This window comes from Nocardia carnea (genome assembly GCF_029868855.1).
Taxonomy (GTDB): domain Bacteria; phylum Actinomycetota; class Actinomycetes; order Mycobacteriales; family Mycobacteriaceae; genus Nocardia; species Nocardia carnea_A.
Genome location: NZ_JARWOV010000265.1, coordinates 1 through 21820 on the forward strand (window position 1 = coordinate 1; position 21820 = coordinate 21820).

The 21820-nt window shown below is 65.9% G+C and carries 16 protein-coding genes; all 16 read right to left on the reverse strand.

All coding sequences use genetic code 11. From position 1 onward, the window contains the following. Positions 1 to 927 (reverse strand): NAD-glutamate dehydrogenase domain-containing protein (locus QH195_RS27590; RefSeq protein ID WP_280437558.1); only part of this gene is annotated, 927 nt, incomplete at its 3' end. A gap of 241 nt (positions 928 to 1168) precedes the next feature. Further along, positions 1169 to 2056 (reverse strand): zinc ribbon domain-containing protein, encoded by an 888-nt coding sequence (locus QH195_RS27595; protein ID WP_280437546.1) that lies wholly within the window; start codon positions 2054 to 2056, stop codon positions 1169 to 1171. A gap of 27 nt (positions 2057 to 2083) precedes the next feature. Beyond that, the gene (locus tag QH195_RS27600) at positions 2084 to 3202 is read right to left on the reverse strand and encodes a hypothetical protein (RefSeq protein ID WP_280437547.1); all 1119 of its coding nucleotides are present in this window, start codon (positions 3200 to 3202) and stop codon (positions 2084 to 2086) included. Positions 3203 to 3284: 82 nt separating this feature from the next. Further along, entirely contained in the window at positions 3285 to 3632 is a 348-nt protein-coding gene (locus QH195_RS27605; protein WP_280425558.1) for a helix-turn-helix domain-containing protein, read from the reverse strand. A 23-nt stretch (positions 3633 to 3655) separates the two neighbouring features. Continuing rightward, positions 3656 to 5383 (reverse strand): type VII secretion protein EccE, encoded by a 1728-nt coding sequence (gene eccE / locus QH195_RS27610; RefSeq protein WP_280425559.1) that lies wholly within the window; start codon positions 5381 to 5383, stop codon positions 3656 to 3658. After that, complete coding sequence (mycP, locus tag QH195_RS27615) at positions 5380 to 6738, reverse strand: type VII secretion-associated serine protease mycosin (RefSeq protein ID WP_280437548.1); 1359 nt, start codon at positions 6736 to 6738, stop codon at positions 5380 to 5382. Before mycP ends, eccE begins: the two co-directional genes overlap by 4 nt. Then, positions 6738 to 8276, reverse strand: a complete 1539-nt coding sequence (gene eccD / locus QH195_RS27620) for a type VII secretion integral membrane protein EccD (protein ID WP_280437549.1) — start codon at positions 8274 to 8276, stop codon at positions 6738 to 6740. The genes mycP and eccD overlap by 1 nt, the downstream gene beginning before the upstream one ends. Beyond that, entirely contained in the window at positions 8273 to 9958 is a 1686-nt protein-coding gene (locus QH195_RS27625) for an AAA family ATPase (protein WP_280437550.1), read from the reverse strand. Before QH195_RS27625 ends, eccD begins: the two co-directional genes overlap by 4 nt. A 30-nt stretch (positions 9959 to 9988) precedes the next feature. After that, a complete protein-coding gene (locus tag QH195_RS27630; protein WP_280437551.1) occupies positions 9989 to 10849 on the reverse strand; it encodes an ESX secretion-associated protein EspG in 861 nt (286 codons plus the stop codon). A 31-nt stretch (positions 10850 to 10880) separates the two neighbouring features. Beyond that, positions 10881 to 11075, reverse strand: a complete 195-nt coding sequence (locus QH195_RS27635; protein ID WP_280437552.1) for a hypothetical protein — start codon at positions 11073 to 11075, stop codon at positions 10881 to 10883. 173 nt (positions 11076 to 11248) lie between these two features. Then, positions 11249 to 11662, reverse strand: coding sequence for a hypothetical protein (locus QH195_RS27640; RefSeq protein WP_280437553.1), 414 nt, complete (start codon positions 11660 to 11662; stop codon positions 11249 to 11251). 40 nt (positions 11663 to 11702) lie between these two features. Continuing rightward, positions 11703 to 13100, reverse strand: coding sequence for a PPE domain-containing protein (locus tag QH195_RS27645; RefSeq protein ID WP_280437554.1), 1398 nt, complete (start codon positions 13098 to 13100; stop codon positions 11703 to 11705). 29 nt (positions 13101 to 13129) lie between these two features. Next, positions 13130 to 13465, reverse strand: coding sequence for a hypothetical protein (locus QH195_RS27650; protein ID WP_280437555.1), 336 nt, complete (start codon positions 13463 to 13465; stop codon positions 13130 to 13132). Between the two features lie 124 nt (positions 13466 to 13589). Beyond that, positions 13590 to 17600 (reverse strand): type VII secretion protein EccCa, encoded by a 4011-nt coding sequence (gene eccCa / locus QH195_RS27655; RefSeq protein ID WP_280437556.1) that lies wholly within the window; start codon positions 17598 to 17600, stop codon positions 13590 to 13592. After that, on the reverse strand, positions 17597 to 19150 hold the full coding sequence (eccB, locus tag QH195_RS27660) for a type VII secretion protein EccB (RefSeq protein ID WP_280437557.1): 1554 nt from the start codon (positions 19148 to 19150) through the stop codon (positions 17597 to 17599). The genes eccCa and eccB overlap by 4 nt, the downstream gene beginning before the upstream one ends. A gap of 102 nt (positions 19151 to 19252) precedes the next feature. Continuing rightward, positions 19253 to 21010, reverse strand: coding sequence for a type VII secretion AAA-ATPase EccA (gene eccA, locus QH195_RS27665; protein WP_280425570.1), 1758 nt, complete (start codon positions 21008 to 21010; stop codon positions 19253 to 19255). Between the last annotated feature and the right edge of the window lie 810 nt (positions 21011 to 21820).

A 21820-nucleotide genomic window follows, 5' to 3' on the forward strand; every position in this document is an offset into this window, starting at 1 on the left:
CACCGCATTCTTCACCGCCTGCGCCTTCACCAAACCCAGGATCTCGGTCCGGAAATCCTCCAACCGATCCGACCAGCGCAAACCACCCCGCGCCACGGCACCGAACCGCAAATGCACACCCTCCACCCGCGGCGAATACACGAAGATCTCGTATTTCGGCCGCGGCTGCGGAAGCACCGCGATGGATTGCGGATCGAATTTGAGCGAAAGATGAGCGGGTGGCTCGCCTTCGGTGTCACGCCGGAAGTAGTTCGTGCGCAGGGTCGCCATGACAACCCCGAGTGCTGCACGCAACACCCGGTCGGTGTCCAGGCTGACCACGGCGTCGATCTCGGCCTCGAGCCATTCCGCGATTCCGGGCGCGGATTCGCCATCGCCGTCGGGATCGAAATAGGCCTCGAAGAGCCGGACGAACCCGCGCGACATCTCCGGGTTGGCGAGCAGCACCCGGGTGATTCCGGCAGCACCGTAGGAGAATCCGGCCTGCTTCAGATACTTCGCATAGGCCCGCAGCACGACGACCTGACGCCAGTGCAGACCGGCGCGCAGGATCAGTTCGTTGAGCGCGTCGATTTCCGCGGCACCGAACCACATTGCTTCGAACGCGGCGGTGAATCGCCGCGCGATACCGTCGCTCGCGGAGTCGGCGGGACGATCCAGATCGGCTTCCAATTCGGGATCCAGCTGGGTCCGTAATACGGCCGAGACGACGCGTAACCGGAAATCGTAGATCCATTCGGACCCCTCGCCGGCGGATTCGAGCTGGTAGGGCCGTTCGTCCACAACCTCGACGCCGAGGCTGTGCAGTACAGGCAGGACACGGCTCAACGAGACGCCCTCGCCGGCGGCGTAGAGTGTGAATCGCCACTCCCCCGGCGGAGCTTCCGCCGTCCGGTACAGCGCGGTCCGGAAACGCGCTGTACCCAATTCGTTCGGATCAATCCGGAATCGCATCGGTGTAACCGTGTCCTGCATTGTCGTCACCGTGATCGCGCCTTTCCGCTTCTGTTTCGACCCTCGATACCAGGCACTCTACGCGTTTATTGTGCCGTTGTATAGCGGTACGTTACGGATGTGTAAACGGACGTGCGTTCCACTTACCGAGGAAAACCTGCGATCGCGACGCTTCCAGCGAACGGACCGCAACCGGCCCGCCGGACAGAGGCATTCAGGACTGGAGCAGACCGGACCGGGCGAGGAAGGTCCGCGCGGCGGCGCTGCCGGCGAAAGCTCCGGTATCCACACGCAGGCCGGAATTCGTATCCGCGAACCACACCGCCGAGGACGCGCTGATCGCCGCGAACACTTCCCCGTCGGTGACCACTTCGCTACTGGCGGTGCGCCACTGCGCGATTGCCTGGGCCAATGCGGCGGGCTGGGCACTGTGCACCTGGAACGACAGAGCCCGGCCACCCGTGATACCACCGGCCAGCACCGGACTACCGGCAGCGAGTACACAACTGCGCACGCCGTCTGTCTCCTCGTGTGGCCGGCAGCTGGCGTCCCGAAGCGGTCCCGGCAGTGCGGCGAGCGGGTCTCCCGGCGCGGAGACGCCGCCCAAACCCGGCGGTGCGGTCAGCGGGGGCCCGGTGAGCGCGCAGGATTTGACCATCAGAAAGGCCAGCACCAGCAGTACCGCCACGGCGACACCGGCCGCCGCTCGCCACTGCCATTTCGGATGATGGGCGGTGACAACGGCTTCCGCCTCACCGGCGATCCGTGAACGCAGGAAGCCCAGGACACCGCCGCGGCGGTGGTGCGGTGCGGCACCGTGGGTATCCTCATGCGTCGCTCCGGGGGACGAATCGTGGTGATGATGCCGCGCCGCAGCAGCCTGGTAATGCCCGGCCACCGCACCCGGCCACGACACCGGTCCGCCGGCCCGGCCGCTCATCTCGGCGAGATGAGCGCCCAGCCCTCCGTGCGCCACGGCCGGCCCGGCGCCGCCGGGCGACTCCGCGGTGCGCGCGTCCGGCAACGGCGCACCACAATTGGCGCAGGCCGAGGCACCTGTCCCCGTGGTGTGCCCGCAGTACTGGCATCGCACCGGTGTCATCACCACACCCCGTATCTCACGACCGGCTCACTGTCCCGTGATGATGATCGAGGAGATGGCGACGGTATTGGTCGACTGCGAACCGGCGCTCCGCAACACCGTCAGCACGATTTCCGAGGTCTTCAGCGGCGGCTCGATGCGGGTGACCACCAGCGAGCGCTGATCCAGCGTCTCCTGGGTGTAGGTGGTCCTGTCCTCGTCGTCGAATTGATAGGAGACCCGGCTCACCGTCCGGAATTCCGTCCACTGGTCGGCACCGTCTGTACCCACATGGTCCCAGCCGGGGACGATACCGATCGAGTCGATCTCGTATTCCTGCCCCAGGTCGATGCGTAAGACCTGGCCGTCGAGTTTGTAGGCCCGCGGACAGGACCACGCCTTGTCCGGTTCACCGGAGAACGCATCCATACCGTCGGTACCGCCGGCCGGACAACTCGATTCCGCCGACTTGGGCATGATGGTGCCGCTACCGGACGGTTCGGTGGCCGGCGGCGCCTGGGTGGGCGCCGCGGTGACGGCCAGCGGAGTGCTGCCGGACTCCTCCTCGCCACCGGTCACCACCAGCAAAACCACAATGAGCAGGGCGACCACCGCGGCCACAGCCAGCGCCACCCGTGGCTTCCGGAGCTGATCTGCCGCCTCCCGGGCCAACTCCTGCGGTGACTGCCGGGTGGTACGGGCAGACTCGGCTTCGGCGGGGGGTTCCGGCTCGGCCTCCGGCGCCGCGGTGGCATTCAGCCGGTCGGCTGCTCGTTCGGCATTCTCGGTTGCCAGCGACGAGGCCGCGCCCGCGCCCAGGGGTTGGCCGCTGAGCAGGGCATTGATCCGCTCACTTGCCGACGGTCCCGCGGTCGAACGCCGCGGAGGTACGGACACCGGTTCGGAATCGAACTCCCCGACCGGCGGTTCCGGTCGCGACCGGCTCTCCGAACGACCGTAGGCCACCGGTCCGGAATCCGCAGCCGGTGCCGGATCGAGCAGAGATTCGTCGAAATTCGCACGGACGGGCGGGGCGCCGACCGCCGGTGGTTCCTCGGACGCGCTTGCCGGCTGATCGGTGAGCCCGAAAGCCGGATCCGCCAGCAGGGCATCCAGAATCGCGCCTCGATTGCGGAGAAATACATCTCCGGAATCCGCATCGGGCATAGCCGGAATGGTATCGGTTCACCGATCAGCGCCCACCTCCACATTCCCAAAAATGGGAATGATCATCGGCGGTTGCGACCCGTCAGCGTGGTTTCTCCGCGGTGACGAAATACTCCGGAGGCACATCGAACACCCGCGCCAGCGCAATGATCAGATCCAGCCGCGGAATGGCATCACCGTGGATGAGCCGGTACAACCCGGACTGCGAAACCGGCACATCGGGATAGGCGAGCTCGAGATGCTGTGCGAGCGAATACAAGGTCAGCCCACGGGTCGACCCGTCTTCGGTGGAAACCACCGATTCGGCGATCAGCTCCGACAGCCTGCTGGAGAAAATCGCCGCCGCGGCTTGCCGTGGAGTCTGCTCCTGCGCTCCCTCCGAGTTGTCGAATCTTCCGCTGTCCGCTTCGGTATCCGCTACCACGGTCATCGAGATTACCTGTTCTGCCCTTGTCAACGGGCGGGATATCCATGGGGACGGGTTACCGGAACCGTCCGGTCGGAGCTCGGCATAGCCGCTACACCGGGCGGCGGCCGGTCGTTGTCGTCGAGATAGCGGGTTTCGCCGCGCGGTTCGACCAAATTCACCCGAACCGTGCGCATCGGGATCCGCACATCCAGCTGGGCCTCACCCACCTGTTCGATGGCCAGGTCCACCGAACCCCGGCGCGGACTACCCGGATCGCTGATGGACATCGTGGTCGGCGCCGCAGAGACCTGCGGCGGCAGCTGGTCGAAGACCGCTATGGTTGCCTCCGACTCGGGAGCACCGCCTTCGGTGTCGGCCAACCGCAGCGATCTGGCATCGCCGACCGCGCTGACCATATGCCGCCAGCGCTGCGGCCGATTCGTATGTACCTCGATATCCGCGCCCACCACGGTGGCGCGCAACACCAGCTGCTGCGCCACCGCCAACTGCGCCTGTACATCCACTGCCCGCCGTCGGGGGTTGTACTGGGCCGGGTCGAACAGAGGAAGAGCCAGCCGATGGCGTGGCTGCCCGCTGATCGCCCCCAGAATCTGACCGTTGGGGCCGATCGCCACCGACAAGTTGGCGGCAGCTTCGGGGGACGCTTCCTCCACGGCGTGTTCATCGCACGTAAGGGCACGTAGTGAAATGCCCGTGGGCAGGGTGGCGCGCAGCGCCAGCGCCTGCCTGCCGGGAAGCCGGCGCAGATAATCCGGCAGTGCCTCGTTCATCGCCGGGCCCACGTAGCGGACCGCCGCACGAGGGCCGTCCACATCGCTGAGGCTCACCACGAGCGTGGTACGCCCGCTGTTCCAGGTCCAGCAATCGTCGAGACCCGACTCGTCCAGTTGCGACCAATCGATCCCGAAACTGGTGACGAAGCGGCCGGGAAGCGGAGACTTCAGGCGATCCCATTGCTCGGTCAGCTCCGGCAATTCCGCGCCGACGTGGAGCAGGCGGGTCGCGTCCACGAAAGCTGTCGCAGGTAACGGATGCGCGGCCATTCCGCGCTCGCGCAATCGCCCGGCGATCCGATGCGCCGCAGTGGCAAGAGTTTTCGGTGCCACCACCGCGCACGGCCCCCGGCGCGCCAGCATTTTCAGATTACGCTCCTGATCCAACCGGAGAACCAGCCAGGTCAGCCGGTTCCCGACAACGGGATGCGAACCGATCAACTGGTCGTAGAGCATGCTGTAACTACCCGCTGACCGCACCCGCTGCCCGGTGGTGACGATATCGATATCGATGGCGATCCCGTAATGGTCGAGCATGGGTAGCAGGCTCTCGACCGAAATCGTGTCCTCGGTATAGATCGTCTGCTCGGCGATCACCGTCGGCAGATCGAGGTTCGGGGCGAGCTGGATCATGGCGATCAGTACGTTGCCGTCCTCGGCAATACCACACAGCCCGGCCGGCACTTCTATGTCGCGCACCGGTAGCGGCTCGGCGAGCCGGGCCGCCCGAACGGCCCGCCCGGTCCGGAACTCGAGCCAATCCAGCAGCCAGCGGATCGGGGTTCGCCCGTTGATCCGGACCACCACGGTCAGCAGCAGTCCCGCGACGATCGAAGCCGCACCCCACAGCGGCAGATACGCGGACAATCCGGCCAACACCACACTGCCTCCGATCGCCATCACTGCGAACGGGCCGCGTTCCACGCCGGCGACCCGGCGGTCCGGCGCACGCACCGCCCGTTCCGCCGTCACCGTCACCGCTGCCTCCGCCGCGCGCTCACGCCGTAGGTGGCGCCGGCGCCGACCAGCACCGTCACGACGATCACGATCGCGGCGGCGATACCGGGCTTGGTATCAGGCGGCCTCGGGGCGGGCGGCAATTCGAATCCGGAGGCAACGAACAAACCTTCCGGTGGTTCGGGGGGTGTGCGATAGCTGAGCGCCGCCATCGGATCGATGAGTCCCGCACCCACTTTGTTGTCGATACCACGCGCCGGGGCGTGGGCCGAGGCGGCGAGACGGGCAGTTATCTCACCCGGGGTTTCGTTCGGGTACCGCGATCTGATCAGCGCTGCCACACCGGCGGTGTACGCGGCGGCGTAGGAGCTCCCGCCGACAGGACCGAGTTTTCCGGGGGTGCCGACGCCGTTGATCAGTCCCGGGCTACCGGGCCCCAGCGATTCGATACTCGTGCCGGGCGCGGCCATCGTCACCCACGGGCCCAGCAGCGATTCACCAACCGTCCCGCCGTGCGCGGTGGTCATCGCCACCGAGAGCACCGACTCGCTGAAGACGGCCGGAAGCGAGGCTGTCTGGACATCGCGCCAATTCCGTGGGTCGCCCGGCCGTGCCGGATCGTACCCGGGGTTCTGGGTATTGCACCCCTCAGTGTTGGTGTTGCCGGCGCCGGCCACGATCAGTGATCCGCGTGAATGCACGGCGTACCCGACGGCTTCCGCGAGCAGACCCAGATCGACACCGGAGTCGGTTTTCACACACACCGGTAGCGGAACCACGATGACTCCCGCACCGAGATTCGCCGCGTGAACAATGGCACGCGACAGTGTCCGCAGTTCCCTCGCCTGCCGCTCGCGATCGTCGCCCGCATATCGTTCCGGCCGGAATGCGCTGGATCGGTAGCGTATGGAGAGTATTCGCGCCTCGGGTGCGACACCGCTGAACCCGTCCGCCGGATCGGCAGCGCCCGCGATGATTCCGGCGATCAGGGTACCGTGGGCATCACAATCCTGGAGTCCGTCCCCGCCCGCGAACACATAATCACCGCCCGGCGCCAGCGTGGGCAGGCGAGGATGCGGCTCCACGCCGGTGTCGACCACGGCCACCGTGACACCGGCACCGCGGCTCAAGGTGCGTGCATCGGCCAAATTCAAAGCCAGCTCGGGCGGCGGGGTCCGGGATATATCGGTGTCGTCCAGAACGCCTGTGGCCAGACAACCGTTCTCTTGTTTGGTCGGCTGCTCCGGTCCGGGAGGACCGTCCGGCGGTGGTGCACCCACCACCACCTGTGGTGGCTCCATCGCTGCCGCGGGCCCGGTACCGACACTCAGCACGAGTACGGCCAGCGCCGCGGCCAGGGCCCTGCCCGGTCCCATCAGATTCCTCGCATGGCGGTGTAGATACCCATGATCCAGAAGGCGATCACGGGAACGACAAGGATCAGCGCGTATTCGATCAGGTCGATAATTCGGCGGATCACCGGGGTCAGCCGCTTTCGGGGCAGGCGCAGCGCCGCGGTCAGCGCGGCCGCGGCGATCATCGTGACGACGAGTACCACCGCCAGCCGCGCGTAGGGAGTTCCGTAGGCCCCGACCAGAACCGACGCGACACCGAGCACCGTCACCGACGATCCTGCGATCAGCGCTATGGCCTGTACGCGGTCGGGATACCAGCGTGAACGCATGGCCAGGATCCCGGCGACCGCCGTGCCCATGACGATCTCGCGGATACCGCCCGGGCTCACCGCCGCACAGATCACGGTCGAAACCGACAGCAGCCCCGAAATGGCCACCACGAGCCCGCGCAGGCTGGTCACCGCCAGCCGGGCCCGGCTCTCGATGCCGACTTCGTGACTGCGCCGCGTCTGTTCTGCGGCCGCCGCGTCCTCGGCATCCTGCTCGACATCCCGATGGGTTTCGGCATCGAAGATATCGGTGAGTGTCGCCGGATTCACGTCGTTGCCCGGATCGGGCAGGTCGGGGGGCCGGATCTTGGCGATCACGACCGCGATCCGGGGCGCGACGGTGAGCAGCACCAAGCCGACGAATACGGCGCCGCCGGCCACCTGCCGGGTCGCCAGGTCGAAGTAGGTCAGCGGCAACACCGCCGCGGTCACGGTGATACCGAGGACGGACACGCTCATCAGGGTCGCGATACCGGAACCCGTCAGCCGCATCATCGCCATCGCGGCCACAGCCGTGACAACCGCACCCGCCGCGATATTGGCCGGGGCGAACGGTCCCGGTTCACCGTATTCCGGCGGTACCAGCATCGCGCTGCCGGCGAACAGCAGGGGAAGCGCGGCGAGGGCGGCGCCGAGCGAGATCCGCCGCTTGGCCCCGCTGCCCCGGATCGCGACAGCCGCCGCCCAGCACAGCACGCCGAGTAGTAACGCGGGCAGGCCGCACCACAGCAGTGACCCGGTCCGGGTCCACGCCCAGGACAGCATGGTGGCGATTCCCACAGCACCGGCGCCGAAGACCACCAGGCCCACAACGGCCGCGGTATCGGGGTCGAACTCGGCGAACTCACGTTCGTTGATGAGGGCCAGTGCATCGGTGATGTCCTCGACAACCGGCGTGAACACCTCGGCCGATTCGACCGGAGACAGCATCAACACCGTTCCGTCGACGATGTCGTGATCGCCGAGGCTGCGCCAGCGCGGAATCGGCGGCTCGCCCGGCCGGGCCAGACTCCATTGCCCCTGAGGGGGGCTGAAATCCACCTCGGGATCACCGATCGCGTCCGCGAGTACCGCCACCAGATCGTCGATGAAGGTTTCGATGGTGAACTTGGTCGGCACCACCACGTCCACCTGGTAGGTGGAGACCATCACGGCGATCCGGGCGCGCGCGACCTCGGCCGGGGCGGCGCCGCCGGCCGGGGAGGGCGGCGCCGTCTGCACTGCGGTCACCGCATGGCCCCGGGTTCACCACCGGACGGCTCGGCCAGATAGCCGGGGAAATCGTCTGCCAATCCGGCCGCCAGATCTTCGAAGGCCAGCGCGGTTTCGCGCTGCAGCATGCGCAGATCGATCTCACTGCCCTCGGCGAGATGCGGATCGAACGGTATCTGCACAGTGGGCCGCTGCGCCGAGGCGAACAGCTTCTCGATGGCTTCGACATCCACCGTGGGTTTGACCGGATGCTGCCGCACGATGGCGACCATCGAGCTCGCGATCAGATGATCGAAACCGTGTGAATTGAGCCAGTTCAGGGTGGCGACCGCACCGGTTACGCCGCCCACGGTGGCGGGAGTCACCACGACCACCGCGTCGCTGGTGTGCAGCACACTGTTCGTCGAAGAATCGAGCACACCTGTTCCACAGTCGACCACGAGCAGATTGTAGTGCCGCCGCAGGATCTGCACTCCGCGCCGGTACTCGTCTCCCGTCAAGGCCTCACCTGCGTCGGTGTTCCAGGGCGAGGCGATCACAGCCAGGTCCGCGGTATTGACCGCGGTGTAGGAGTGCACGGCGGAGAAGGAGTCCAGCCGGTCTCCCGCAGCGGCGAGATCACGGAGGGTGAGGCCGTATTGGTGCCGGGCCGTACGGCTGGACAGATCACCGAAATCGGGGTTGGCGTCGACGGCGACCACCCGATCGGGCCGGAGCTTGGCAAAGGTCGATCCGAGGCCGGCGGCGGTTGTGGTACGGCCGACACCGCCCTTCACACTCACCACCGCGACCTGGTACGGCGCGGTGAGTTGCCGGCGAATCCGGGTGCGCCGGCTCTCGGCACGCTGTTCGGCCGGCGAAAGCCCCAGGTTGAAACCGACTTTGTTGAGCGCCCCGCGCACCCCCTTGTTGGAACGCAGATGCGCTTGCCGGACCGCGGCGATCTCGGCCAGTAGCTCCGCAGACGCCAGCGCGGGCGGCAATACCTCGATCCGCCCCGTGGTCTCGTAGGCCTGCCGATTGATGCGATCGGGAACTCGCGAAGGGTCCGCCGCGTAGTGTGCGGGCGTGGGGCCCGGTGCCGCACCGTACCCACTGTGGGCACCGGGTGGCACAGCCGGATTCGGGTGTGCGGAGTAACTCGGCGACGGGGCGGACACGGGGGGTGCCACGCCGGCATCGGGTTGTACGGATCCAGGCCCGGTCTCGGCCGCGGAAAGCTGGTGCGGCCCGCCGGCGGCGGAACTCGCGGGAGCCGGGCCCGCGCTCGGCATCGCCTGCTGTTGCCGTTGCGCTATCGCCTGCCGTTCGGCCTCCGCTGCTTGCTGATGCGCATCGGCCGCCCGCCGGCGCAACTCGGCCAACTCGCCGTCGGTGACCCCGGTGTCAGCGGATGCCGCAGCGGCGGGTTGCGGTGCCGGGGCGGAAACCGCCGAGGACGCGGCACCCGGCTGTGGCGGGGCGACATTCTGTGGAGAGGTGGGGCCGGCATCCGCTGGAGAGACCGGACCGGGTCCTGGCCCCGGTGGCGGTGGCTCGGACATCGCTGGTCCGTCGCTCACCGCGGCACCGGATGGACTCGCCACTGCCGGTGCGGAGCCGCCTGCCGGAGGTTCCTCGAGCTGTGCGAAATACGCGTCATACCCGCCCTTGGCCAGCGCCGCGGAGGCGTCGCCGTTGGTTGTCGGTGCCCGGTTCATCTCACCGTCCTCTCATCCAGCACTGGAACGTCAACCGGTGCGCGCGGTATTGAACCAACTCCTCCCCGGCAGGAGCTCTGCCAGGGTGTTGATACCACTGTGCAGGGCCGCGTGGTCGCCCGGCCGGTACGTCTTCCGGATCCGGCCGTCCAACGTCACACTGGGGGTGATCACGAACCGCCCGGGGAACGTGTCCAGCACATTCATACAGATTGTGAAGTCGGGTGTTTCGGGTCCGCCGTCCCGATGTTCGATCATGAGCACCTCGGCGTGGCGGACTATCTCGCCGAGGGCGCGGGTGAGCACATTCGCGGTGCGCGGTGTGGCACCCAGTTCACGGAGCCCGGCCCGCACGCCGTCCAGATCCTCGGGCGGCTCGCCGTCTTCGGTGTCGGCCGCCGTGAACGGATCGAATTCCAGTATCGGATATTCACCGAGGACCGATTCCAGTAAAGCGGTGAGCGTATCCAGCTGTGAACCCTGGTGGAAAACCGACTGGATAACGACCTCGTCGTCGCAACGCACGGCAAGGACATGGCGTTCCCCGCTACGAACGAGCGAGACGCGCAGCATGGTCGGCGTGTGCCCGCCGCGGCCGTTGTCGAGTACCCGGACGGCCAGTTCGGTATCCGGACGTTCCAGACACCGTAGCCACCCGGCCACCACCGGATCCACCTCGCCACCGGAAATGATTCCGTCCACGGTGAGCTGTTCCGTGACAGCGGCCCGGACTCGCTCGCGGTCGGAAATCCGGAAGATGTTCGGCATGATCGCGAGGACCAGCGGATAGGTGTCGATGCCGACCAAATCCTTCAGGACGAGGGCGGCATCGACATTCAGATCCACCGACACCGGGTCGCCGGATTCCTCCGCTGCCGAGGCAATTCCCACCGGTGTACCTTCGATCAACGCACCACGCGCCTCAGAGCAGGCGCCGGAACATGTTGGCGACGTCCGCGTCCGCGGTGCCGATCATTTCGGCCGCGTTGTTCGTGGACCTGTCGAGATTGGTGATGCTCTGCTCGTAGGCTTTGAGCCGGCGGTCCAGATCGACCGCCACCTCGTCGTAACCACTGGCGGCGTCACCCTTGAATTGGGTGAGCAGATCTTCCTTCATTTTGTTCAGTGTATGGATGTTTGTCGCCATCTCACCGATAACGCCTTTCACTTGGCCCAATGCCTCCATGATTGCGGCTTTATCAGTATAGATTTGCCCAGGTCCAACAGCCATCATAAATCCTTACTATTCGGGTGTACCGGTAGTTGTTCGCAAATTATCTCGACGCGCGATCAGAACCAGTCAGTTTTCGCTTTGTCCGGGGTCATCGGGTCGACGACTTGATTGACCGATCCGTCATCCCAACTGCCCGTGCCACCGACGACATTCCCATCTGTGTAGGCGTCCCCCATCCCGCTGATCAATGCCTGCAACGCTTCCCCATCCTTGTGGGTGAACTCCGTGGCCGAGGTATTGATCATGCTCATGATCTCCTCGATTTTGAGCGCCACCTGCTTACCGGTATCGAGGACGTTACCGAAAGCGTTCTCGACTGCGGTACCGGCCTTGCCGACGAATGCGGCCTGGAGGGTGCTCTGCGAACGGCCGAGGCTCCGAAGGTTCTCCTCCAGCGTCTGCAACGGACCGTTCATTCCGCTGGCGAAATTGACCAGAGTAGTTTCGTCGACCTCTGTCAGGTTGGCCATGATGCTCTTCCTTTCGATACTCCAGTGAACCCCGGCCGATTCACCGGGCGCTGAATCCATTCTCCGGCTGAGTCACTTCGTCGAGCCGATCCAGTACTCCCACGAGTGAGGAGTCTGCGTGCAGATCGATTTCCTGCTCTTCGTCCTGGTATTCGATGACACCGATCGCCGGTGGGCGTTCCAGTTCCGGAACCTCGAATTGCTCGCCCGGAGTGAAGACCTTCCCGTTCCTCGCTTCCTCGTCCTGCCGGCGCCGCCGCATCCGCGCGGTCGGCGCCGAGACCCGCTTCGCGGCGTTGCGCGCCGGCGCAGCCGGGGCCGATGCGGCATTGGGTGCGCCGAAAGCGGTACCCGCACCCGGACTCCACCCCGTGGGCAGCCGGAAACCCGTTGCCGCACCCGGCATCGAACCGATACCGCCACGGACCATCCCGTAGCCGGTCAACGCACCCGCGCCACCATTGAGAGCGGCCAGCGTTGTCGACTCCGAGGAAACGCCCAGTAGTGGACTGGTCGTCGACGTATCCGCACCATAGCTGTCGAGCCCTGAATCGAATCCGGACTGAGGTCCCAGTGGCTGTTGTGGATCCGACAGTGGTTGCTGGTCCAACCCCGAGGGCCCCGGGTCCGGCCCTTCTCCGCCAGGACCGGTCTTCCCGGTGTCACCGCCCGTTTCCGGTCCGCCACCAGACGATTCGGGCCCTCCGCCGGGGCCCTGGCCGGGCCCGGTGTCCGCGGAATAATACGGACTGTCGGGCCCTTTGTCGATCAGGTTCTGCAGCGGGCCGACCACCTGAGGCTCGGGCGTCGGAACCGAACCCGGGCCCGGCATCGCGATCGGCGGCGGCGGCGTGAGCGAACCCGCCACCGTGGCCAGGTCCAGGACGAGCCCGATAGCTCCGATCTCGTACCCCGCCATGGCGCCGCCCGCGCGCATCCTCAGCTCGAAATACTTCGCCTCGGCCAGAGCGTGGGCCGCACTTGCCGACGCGAAAACCAGTGCTGCCGCAGCAGATACCGGTCCGGCGCCGGCGGAGGCAATCGTCCCACTGGCGCCCATTACCGCCGCTGTTGCCGCCAGCGCCGCCATCACCAGTTCGATTTCCAGCCGGGGAGGCATCGCCGCGAGTGCCTTGTTGTGCAGGCTCGCCCCACGATCGGCCAGTTCGGCGACCCGCGCCGATATCATGGCCTGGTCCCGTACCCACTTGTTGTGGTCGGCGAATGCCGCCTGCGCACGCTGGGAACTCAACCCGGTGGGCCACGCGTCGGCCATGGTTTTCAGCAGGCCGTCGGTACCGGTCGCCGCCGATTCGAGCGCGTTGTCCAACGCCGAATAGGCATGGGATGTGTTGTACAGCGGGGCCGCACCGGGGCCGCTGTCGATCAGATCCCTGTTCTGGATCGGCTCCAGTGCGAAGTACTCGAAGAATGGCATGGCACCCTACACCCCGAGATCGTCGGTGATCAGTTACCGAGCACAGCCGAGGCCACGGCACCACCGACCGATTCGACCGCCACACACCCAACCGTATCTGTCGCCTCGAAACTTCCGGCAGCCGGAACGAGAGTGGCGCCACCGTTGAGCTTCTCGACGACGCCGGCTTCCAGCAAGCCGAACAACGCTGATTGGAACAGGCCGAAACCGACCGACATCAGCACACCCGGCGCGTGGAATCCCGTAGGCACCGGCACCGCGTGCGGCGCTACGGTATGGAACAAAGCGGCCAGACTGGTTTCCTGGGCACTGATCCCCGCGCTGATAGCCGGCAGCTGTTCAGGACTGATTTGGATAGGGATCATCGAAGCTCCGATCGATCAATCTCCAGGCCTGTCACCAGTTCCCGGTAACAGAGCAGTACACAGAGAACGCTAGGCCATTCCCAGCACTGGAGAGTCCCACTGAGCGGGCGGCCGGACGTAGTCGTTATTCAGGAACCCACGCCGACTGCACCAGGTCTTTTGTAGACGTCAGCGGCTCCACCAGAATCCCGCGGCCCACAGGTTGTTTGGTGGCTTTGACATCGCCGATGAGCATACCGTCGAGCTTGGTCCCGTCCATGATCAAGCCCGAGGAGTTCAGGTTCTTCACCTGGCCGAGCACCGTGTCGTACAGGGCCGAGTCGGCCTGCGCGATACTGCGGGCGATGATCAGGTGGAAGCCGGTGTCCCGGCCGTCGACGATGAGTTCCTTGAGCGCGTCGAGCGGATTCATCTGCCCCCGCTGAGCGACCATGTGATAGTCGTCGACCACCACGAAGATCTCCGGCCCGCTCCACCACGACCGCTCTTTGAGCTGCTGGGATGTCACCCCTTCCGGCGGCCGCCGGGCCCGTAGCTTCTGCGCGACGAACGGCAGATCGTGCACCAGTTCGCGATTGCTGGTCAGATATCCGATCGACTGTTCCTCGGAAACCGCGTCCATATGCCGGCGGCGGTAGTCGATCATCAGCACCCGCGCCTGGTCCGGAGTGAAGCGCGTCCGGATGGATTCGAGCAGAGCCCCCAGTACAGTCGATTTCCCACACCCTGTGGATCCGAGCACCATGAAATGCGTGGAAACGCCGAAATCGATGACGGCAGGGCCCAAATCGGATTCGCGGACACCGAACGGCACGCGCAGTCGTTCGGCCAGATTGGTCGGCGCCGGCATATTTGCCAGGATTTCGGGCATTGTCACCTGACTCGGCAGCAAGCGCACCTCGGGTGCGCGACGCCCGGAGTACGTCTGGCTCACCTGGGTGATCGCCGCGTTCAGTCCGGCCGCGGCGCTTTCCGCATCGCCGACACCGTCGGTCCGCGGCAAAGCCGTGATCATATGCAGGCCCTCGCCCGAAATACACCGTCCCGGGCGGTTCGGCGGGACCGAGGAAACGACGGCACGATGGGCACTGAACACCGTATCGGTGAGATCACCCAGCCGCATTTCCAGCCGGGTCTGGATGAGGTCCTTGACCGCCGGACGGATGGCCGCCCACCGGGAACTACCGACGACCAGGTGCAGGCCGTAGTTCAGGCCTTGCAGTGCGATGGATTCCATGATCGGCATGTACTCGTCGTAGTACGGCCCGCTGACCGCGAAGCCGATATCCCAGCCGTCCACAACCACGAATACATCGCCGTGGTCGTCGCCGTAGGAGGACAGTTCGGCCGAACCCTCCGGTGTGCCTCGGCGCCGCCGGAATTCCCGCATGGAGTCGATTCCGAGATGGTCGAACAGTGCCTGCCGGGAAGCGAGCAGATTGCGGAGCAGAGCGAACGTGCGGCGGATCCGGTCCCCATCGCGCGCCGAGGCCACCGCACCCACATGCGGCAGCGTGCGCAACGCGGAAAGGCCGCCGGAGAAATCGAAGCAGTAGAACTGCACCTGCTCGGGAGTATGAGTGAGCGCGGCCGAGACGATCAGTGTCTGCAACGCGGTGGATTTACCCGACTGCGGTCCACCCACGACCGCGGCATGACCACCGGCCCCGGAAAGATCCACCGACCAGACATCCTGCCGCTGCTGACGCGGCTTGTCGACGATCGCCCACGGCAACCGGAGGGTGCCGGGTTCGACCGCTTGGACCAACCGGTCCAGCGTCGGCGGCACGCCGAGCGGTGGAAGCCACATCTTGTGCGCCGGACGCCCGTGCCGCGCGAACTGCTGCAGCACCGTTTCCATCACGGTGACGGGTTCGCTGTCGTTGTCCTCGGGTTCGGGCACCGCTACCGGCTCGACCACCTGCACCGGGCGCGATTCCACAATACGTGCGGCGGTGAACCGCTGCGGCGGTTTGTATCCGCCCCCGGGACGACGGGCCCGCTGCGCGCTCGACGCAGTGGCCTGGGCGGGAGCAGTGTACGGCGCTCCCACATACGCGGCCTGGAACCGCTGGAGATCACCCGCGCCGACCCGGAGGTAGCCGGAACCCGGTTTCTTCGGCAGATGGTAGGCATCGGCCGTACCGATGGCGTCGCGGGAATCGCTGGTCTGGTTGGTGCGCAGAGCGATCCGATAGGACAGATGCGCCTCGAGCTCGCCCATGCGATTCGCCGGAACCTTCTGCGAGGACAGCAGCAAATGGATCCGTAGCGAGCGGCCCAGACGGCCGATTGCGACGAACAGTTTCGAGAAGCTCGGGTGCTGTTCCAGCAGTTCGGCGAATTCGTCCAGGATGATGAGCAATGTCGGCAGTGGCTCGAACCGCGAGCCCTGCTCACGTGCCTTCTCGTAATCGGCGACACTGGCGAAGTTCCCCGCGTCACGCAGGATGCGCTGCCGGCGCGCCATCTCACCATTGATCACGTCCTCCATACGAGTGACGAGATCGGCTTCCTCTTCCATGTTCGTGACCACCGCGGTCACATGGGAGAGCCGGTCGAAACCCAGGAAGGTCGCACCACCCTTGAAGTCGACCAGCAGCAGGTTCAGCACATCCGGGGAATGTTGCGCCACCGCGGAGAGCACCAGGGTGCGGAGGAACTCCGATTTGCCCGACCCGGTCGCGCCGATGCACATCCCGTGCGGGCCCATACCTTCTTCGGCGGATTCCTTGATATCCAAGAAGACCGGCTGGCCGGTGGGGTCATAACCGAACGGGATGTTGAGGCGATTGCGGTCGGCGTCGCGGCGGGCGGGCCATTGCCTGTCCACGCGGATGTTGCCCGGGTCGGTGATGCCGACCAGGTCTTCCCAGGATGTACTTCCGCTGGCCTGCTCCGCGGCCACCGCCTCCACGACGGTGGACAGCCGGTAGGGAGACAGGCGGCGGGCCACAGCCGTCACCTGCGGTACCGACATGGTGTCCGCGGTGCCGACGAGGCGGCTGCCACGCGGTGTGATCTCCTCGAGCGTATGGTCCGCACCGACGGCGAATTTCAGCGACCGCGGCAGTGACTGCTCGGACTCGCCCAAGCGCAGCCAGGTACAGCCGTCGATACCGGAGATATCCCGGTCGGTGTTCGCGCCGCCGGATTCGACGAGCAACACGAAATGTGATTTGTCCATCGTGGGCTCGTTGTTCGCGGAGAACGGGCCACGGTTCAGTCCGGCCAGAACTTTTGTCCGCAGCTCGGCCACGGTGCGGTACACCATCCGGCTCGACCCGATGGCGTCCGATTCGGACGGATGCTGGGTATGCGGCAGCCATTTCAACCACGACCAGTCCGGGCTGTCCGGATCGTTCAGCACCGCAGCCACCGCGACCTGATCGGGACCGTGCAGGACCGTGATCTCGGCGAGCATGGCTCGCGCCAGACCGGCCACCGCGGCGGGATCACCGTCCAAGCCGACCAGCGGAGCCGACAGCAGATTGATCGCCACCGGCATTCCGCCGACGGTCGAATACGCCTTGGCGAACCGGGTCAGCTCGACCACACCGACCGGATCGAGGTCGGAGGTCGGGGCGGCTTCGGGCACGATGACCCGGACCTGGTTGGCGATCCGGCCGCGCCCCATGCGTACTCGCAGAAACTGCGGGTTGGCGACCTGCACCTCCCACATCCGGTTGCCGCCCACCAGCCGGCCCAGCCCCATCGGCCCGGGATGGGTGTAGGAAAGGTATTCGTACAGCTCGGTTTCGGCTTCGTGGACGGTTTTCCGATTATCGGTGATCGACCGCAGATAGTCCTTGCGTTCCTCGTTCAAGCCGGCCGCTGTACTGTTCGCTCCCCCGCTGCCGCCCAATGTCCCGCCCAGCATGCCGACCATCGACACGACCATCATCATCGGGAACATCATCATCATCGGGGACATGGCGCGTCCACCGGAGAACATCATCGCCATCATCCCGACCATGGCCACCACCATGATCACGGGCATGATCATCTTCAGTCGCGAGGGCGGCACCGGCCGGGGCAATTCGGTCGGTGGCTGCAAACGCAATTCCGTGACGGCCGGAGCCTTGGGGCCCCGCACCATGCGGGCGGGCCGGACGAAACGGCGAGTCGCTGTCATTTCTTGCCCTGCATCTGTACACCCGTCATATTCGTCGGTATACCGTCGTGCTGGATCATGGCGTCGGCGATCGATACGGTCGGGCCCACCGCGAACAGCGAAACGATGCTCCACGGCGCGGGTACCGGTTCCTGCAGGCCCAGTGCGGACAACGACGGGTCCCGGGCGCCGCCCTGTACTTCCGCCGCGATCCCGTGCCGGACCCCGCTGTCGGTGATCCAGTACAGCGACTCACGCAGGGGCGAACCGGGTTCGGCCCCGGTGACCTGCACGAATTTCCCGGTGTCCCGAGGCAGGTACGCGTAATCGGCGGTCGCGCCACCGGACCAGGGCGCTGTCACCAGCTGCACGGTCCGGCCCCGCTCCTGTTTGGTGAGCGGTAGCTCACGGCCGAACAGCAGCCTGGTGTGCGCGTTCGGATCCGTCCCGGTGCGAGCCCAGTGGTAGCAGGTGATCAGGTCTCGGATGGGATCCAGGATCTCGACCGGTTGCGCCGGATAGGTGGCCGTGCCGGGCCAGTCTCCCGGCCGCAGATTCGCCGCGGCCACGTCCGGACTGATGGTGCTCGTCGCCACCACCCCGTGCGAATTCGCATTCCGCACGATGGCCGCGAGCACCGGGCTCACCCGAACCAGACCGGAATTCGAGACCAGGTAGTAGACGGCCGGCTGGTTCGGGGTGGATACGGTGACGACGGAACCGACGACCGCATCCAGCGCGGGTTTCAACGTCACCGGCGCACCGGCATCCGGTACTTCGGGGACTCGGATCGGGGGCACTTCGGGAATGGCGCCGAGCAAGCCGGGCGAGGCCGCGGCCACAGTGGCCGTCGAGTCGATTCCGAGGGCCAGCAGCACCGGCGATTCGGCCATATTGATCTCGGCCCGTACCACGCCCTGCTCCGGATCGTGGTAGACCAGCCAGGTCGCGTCCTCGCCACGTAGCAGCCGGGCCTGCGGCGGGCGCATTTCGTGAATCGCGTCGTCGTCCACTGTCAACGGTCCGGCTATCGCCGTGGTGAGTACCGCCGAACGAGACAGGATGGGCAGTCCCGTCTTCGGGTCCACCGGCGCCGCCGCTCCGGTGCGGGCGGTATCACAAACCGTCCACTCCGAGTCCTTCTCTGCGACATCGTTGATTTCTCCCGGAGCCCCCGGAATACCGACCCAGGCCCCACGCGGATATTTCTCCAGTTCACTGCGCGAGACTTCGGCAGGTTTGGCCGCCTGCCCGACGATCAACCGCGCCGAGGTCAGGTTGAGCGCCGGGTGTAGTCGCTCGCCGAGTTTCACATACAGCGCACCGCTGTCCTTCTCCGCGAGAATGGGCGAGTTCCCCACCGGTTTGGCGGGTTTGAAGAACGCGAGAACCGCTGCTCCGGCGATGCCCACGCAGGCCAGCGCTACCCCGATGGCGAGTGCGGTGGACCGGCCCCGGGACGGATCGTCGAGCATCGAGGCGTCCCGGCGCACCAGGGCGTGCTCGATCCGATGTAGCAGAAACCGCCAACCCGAAACCTGGTGTTTGGTCACCACCCGGAAGCGTGCCACCGGTATATGTTCCTTCCGCCGACCTCGGCCACAACCTAACGCGCACCCGGACGCAGGCAGATTCCCAACGCTGGGAACAGCGTTCCGGGTGAACAGGCGGCGTTATTTGCCGGCGGGCGCCAACCCCTGCAGTGCCGCGGTGATATCGAAGGCGTCGACGGTCATCAATTCCTCGTCGGTGAGCGAGGCGATATCGACATTCTCCCGTGTGAACCGGAAATCACGCTCGGCCTCGGCGGCCTCCACCACATTGCGCACGAACCGGCCGTTGCCCGCCAGATCGATGAGCCGCCGGCCGTTGCGGCTCTGCTCCGACATCTCGGTGCATCGATCGCGCAGCACCTCGCGCGCCTGATCGGACAGGATGGAATCCTTCTTGCCCGCGATGAATTCGGCGATCTGCACCAGTTCGTCCGGATCGTAGCTGGGGAAACGGATCCGTTTGGTGAAGCGCGAGGACAGACCCTCGTTCGACTGCAGGAACCGGTCGATCTCCGCCTCGTAACCGGCGATGATCACAACGAGCTTGTCCCGATCGTTCTCCATCCGCGCCAGCAACGTATCGACGGCCTCCTTACCGAAGGCATCACCACCGGAGAGACCCTCCTGAATCAGGGTGTATGCCTCGTCGATGAACAGCACGCCACCGAGCGCCGAATCGATCAACGCGTTGGTCTTGGGCGCGGTATGCCCGAGGTGAGTGCCGACCATGTCGTTGCGTGACGCCTCGATGACTTCGGCGTTCTCGACGACCCCGAGCCCGGCGAAGATCTTCGCGATCACACGGGCGATGGTGGTCTTACCCGTTCCGGGCGGACCGGAGAAGATCAGATGATTCGACCGCGAATCCACAGCCAGTCCGCGTTTGGCACGCACCTGATCCATCAGGACACCGGATTTCAGCCGGTCGACCTGCTCCTTGACCGAATCCATACCGATCTGCGACTGCAGTAGATTCGATGCCTCCTCCAGGAGAGCATCGCGTTCGGCCTTGGCCGCACTGGCCGCCACCTCGGCGGGATCGTCGCCCGATTTCGGATCCCAGATATCGGTACGCGAGGCGATCACCGCTGGAGTGGTCACCTCGAGCCGGAAGTTCTTGTCCCGCACGGCCTGCTGCCACTGCGGGCGATTCGGCCACAGACCCGAACCCTGCAACCCCTTGAGCAGCCGGTCCGCCGCCTCGTGTTCGCCGCTGTGCCGCTGGATCATGCCCAGCAGGTAGTGCGCATCGGCCCAGATGTAGGAGAGATTGCCGGACTGGCTGTCCTCCACGATCCGCTGAGCCCGCGGCATCGCCTCCCCGAATCGGCCGAGATGCGCCAGGGCACTGGCAGCCATCAGTTCGGCGGCGATATCGAGCAGTCCGTCCTCGAGCACCGGCTTCTCCGACCGCGCGGTGAGCACATCGGGCCAGCGGCCGGTGCGATAGAACAGTGAAATCCGGGCGAAATCGGCGACATCGTCACCCCGCAGGTCCTCCAGAATGGAGGCCGCCTCCTGCCATTCACCACCGTCGGCGTAAGCGCAGGCCTGGGAGATGGCTATCTGGTCACGATCGGCCATGGCCACACGCAGGCCGAAGACGCCGATCTCCACCTGACACCACAGCGCCCGGTCGGCCAACCCGGCCCGCTGCTGATCGCGGTACAGATTGTGTGAGGAACGGTAGGCGCCGTAGATGACTTCCGAGGTGATCTCCCCCGCCATCGCCCGGCCGAGCCAGGCATCGCACATATCCGGATCGAGATCCGTTGCCGCCGTGAACGCGGCGCGCGCATGCTCCTCGTTGCGCACCCCACCGGCGACCAATCCCAAACTCTGCACGCCTGTGTAGAACGCGTCTTCGGCCGCTGACAACTCGGACTTCCCTTCCGCCGACCCTCGCCTGGTGGCAGGGTATGCCACGATCGACCCCCCAACTCCCCCTCCCATTTCCCCCCACTGGGAAGTGCAGCATTATCGGGCGGCACGACCGGGTTACGGCATTTGCCGGATATCCCCCACTCCATTGGTCGACACCGGCCACCGCGCACGCCGCGCGGCCTCGAAATCTACATCTTTCCGTCATAGGATGGCACGTAATACAACGTTAAGGTCCCTACCACGCCCTGCTCCCATCTGGACGCGAAGCGCCGCAACCCCGATATCCCTGCGAGACACCCTCGATGCGATCACGAAGTTACGTGGTCAACTACTGTTTCCGTAGTCTTTTCCCCACTGCCCGACATGCGTTGCAGCGCCCAAGAGCCAACCTTTTACCAATAGTGATAGAGCCGTTATTGAACGGCACGGTATTTGTGGATATAGTCGAGTACGGGTCATCGGTTCCCTCATCCCTGATGACCTGCCCCGCGGCGGCCGATGGAATCAGCGAGCCATCGGCCGCCGCACTTCCCGGATTTCAGCCGCGCGGTGGACCTTCGTCCCGCAAGGAAGGCGCCGAAACCACCGCATGCTGCTCGGCTTCGTCTCGCTTCGACACCGGTTCGACATCGACGCCGGATTCGGACACGCCCTCATCATCTGCGGACTTCGCACGTGATCCGGAAAGCACTGCCGAAGGTGGCGCGGCGTGGGGCCGGGGGCCCCCCCCCCCCCCCGCGCCCCCCCCCCGAGCGCCGCCCCCCCCCCGACCCCCCGAAAATTGAGGGGGGGGGGGGCCGCGGC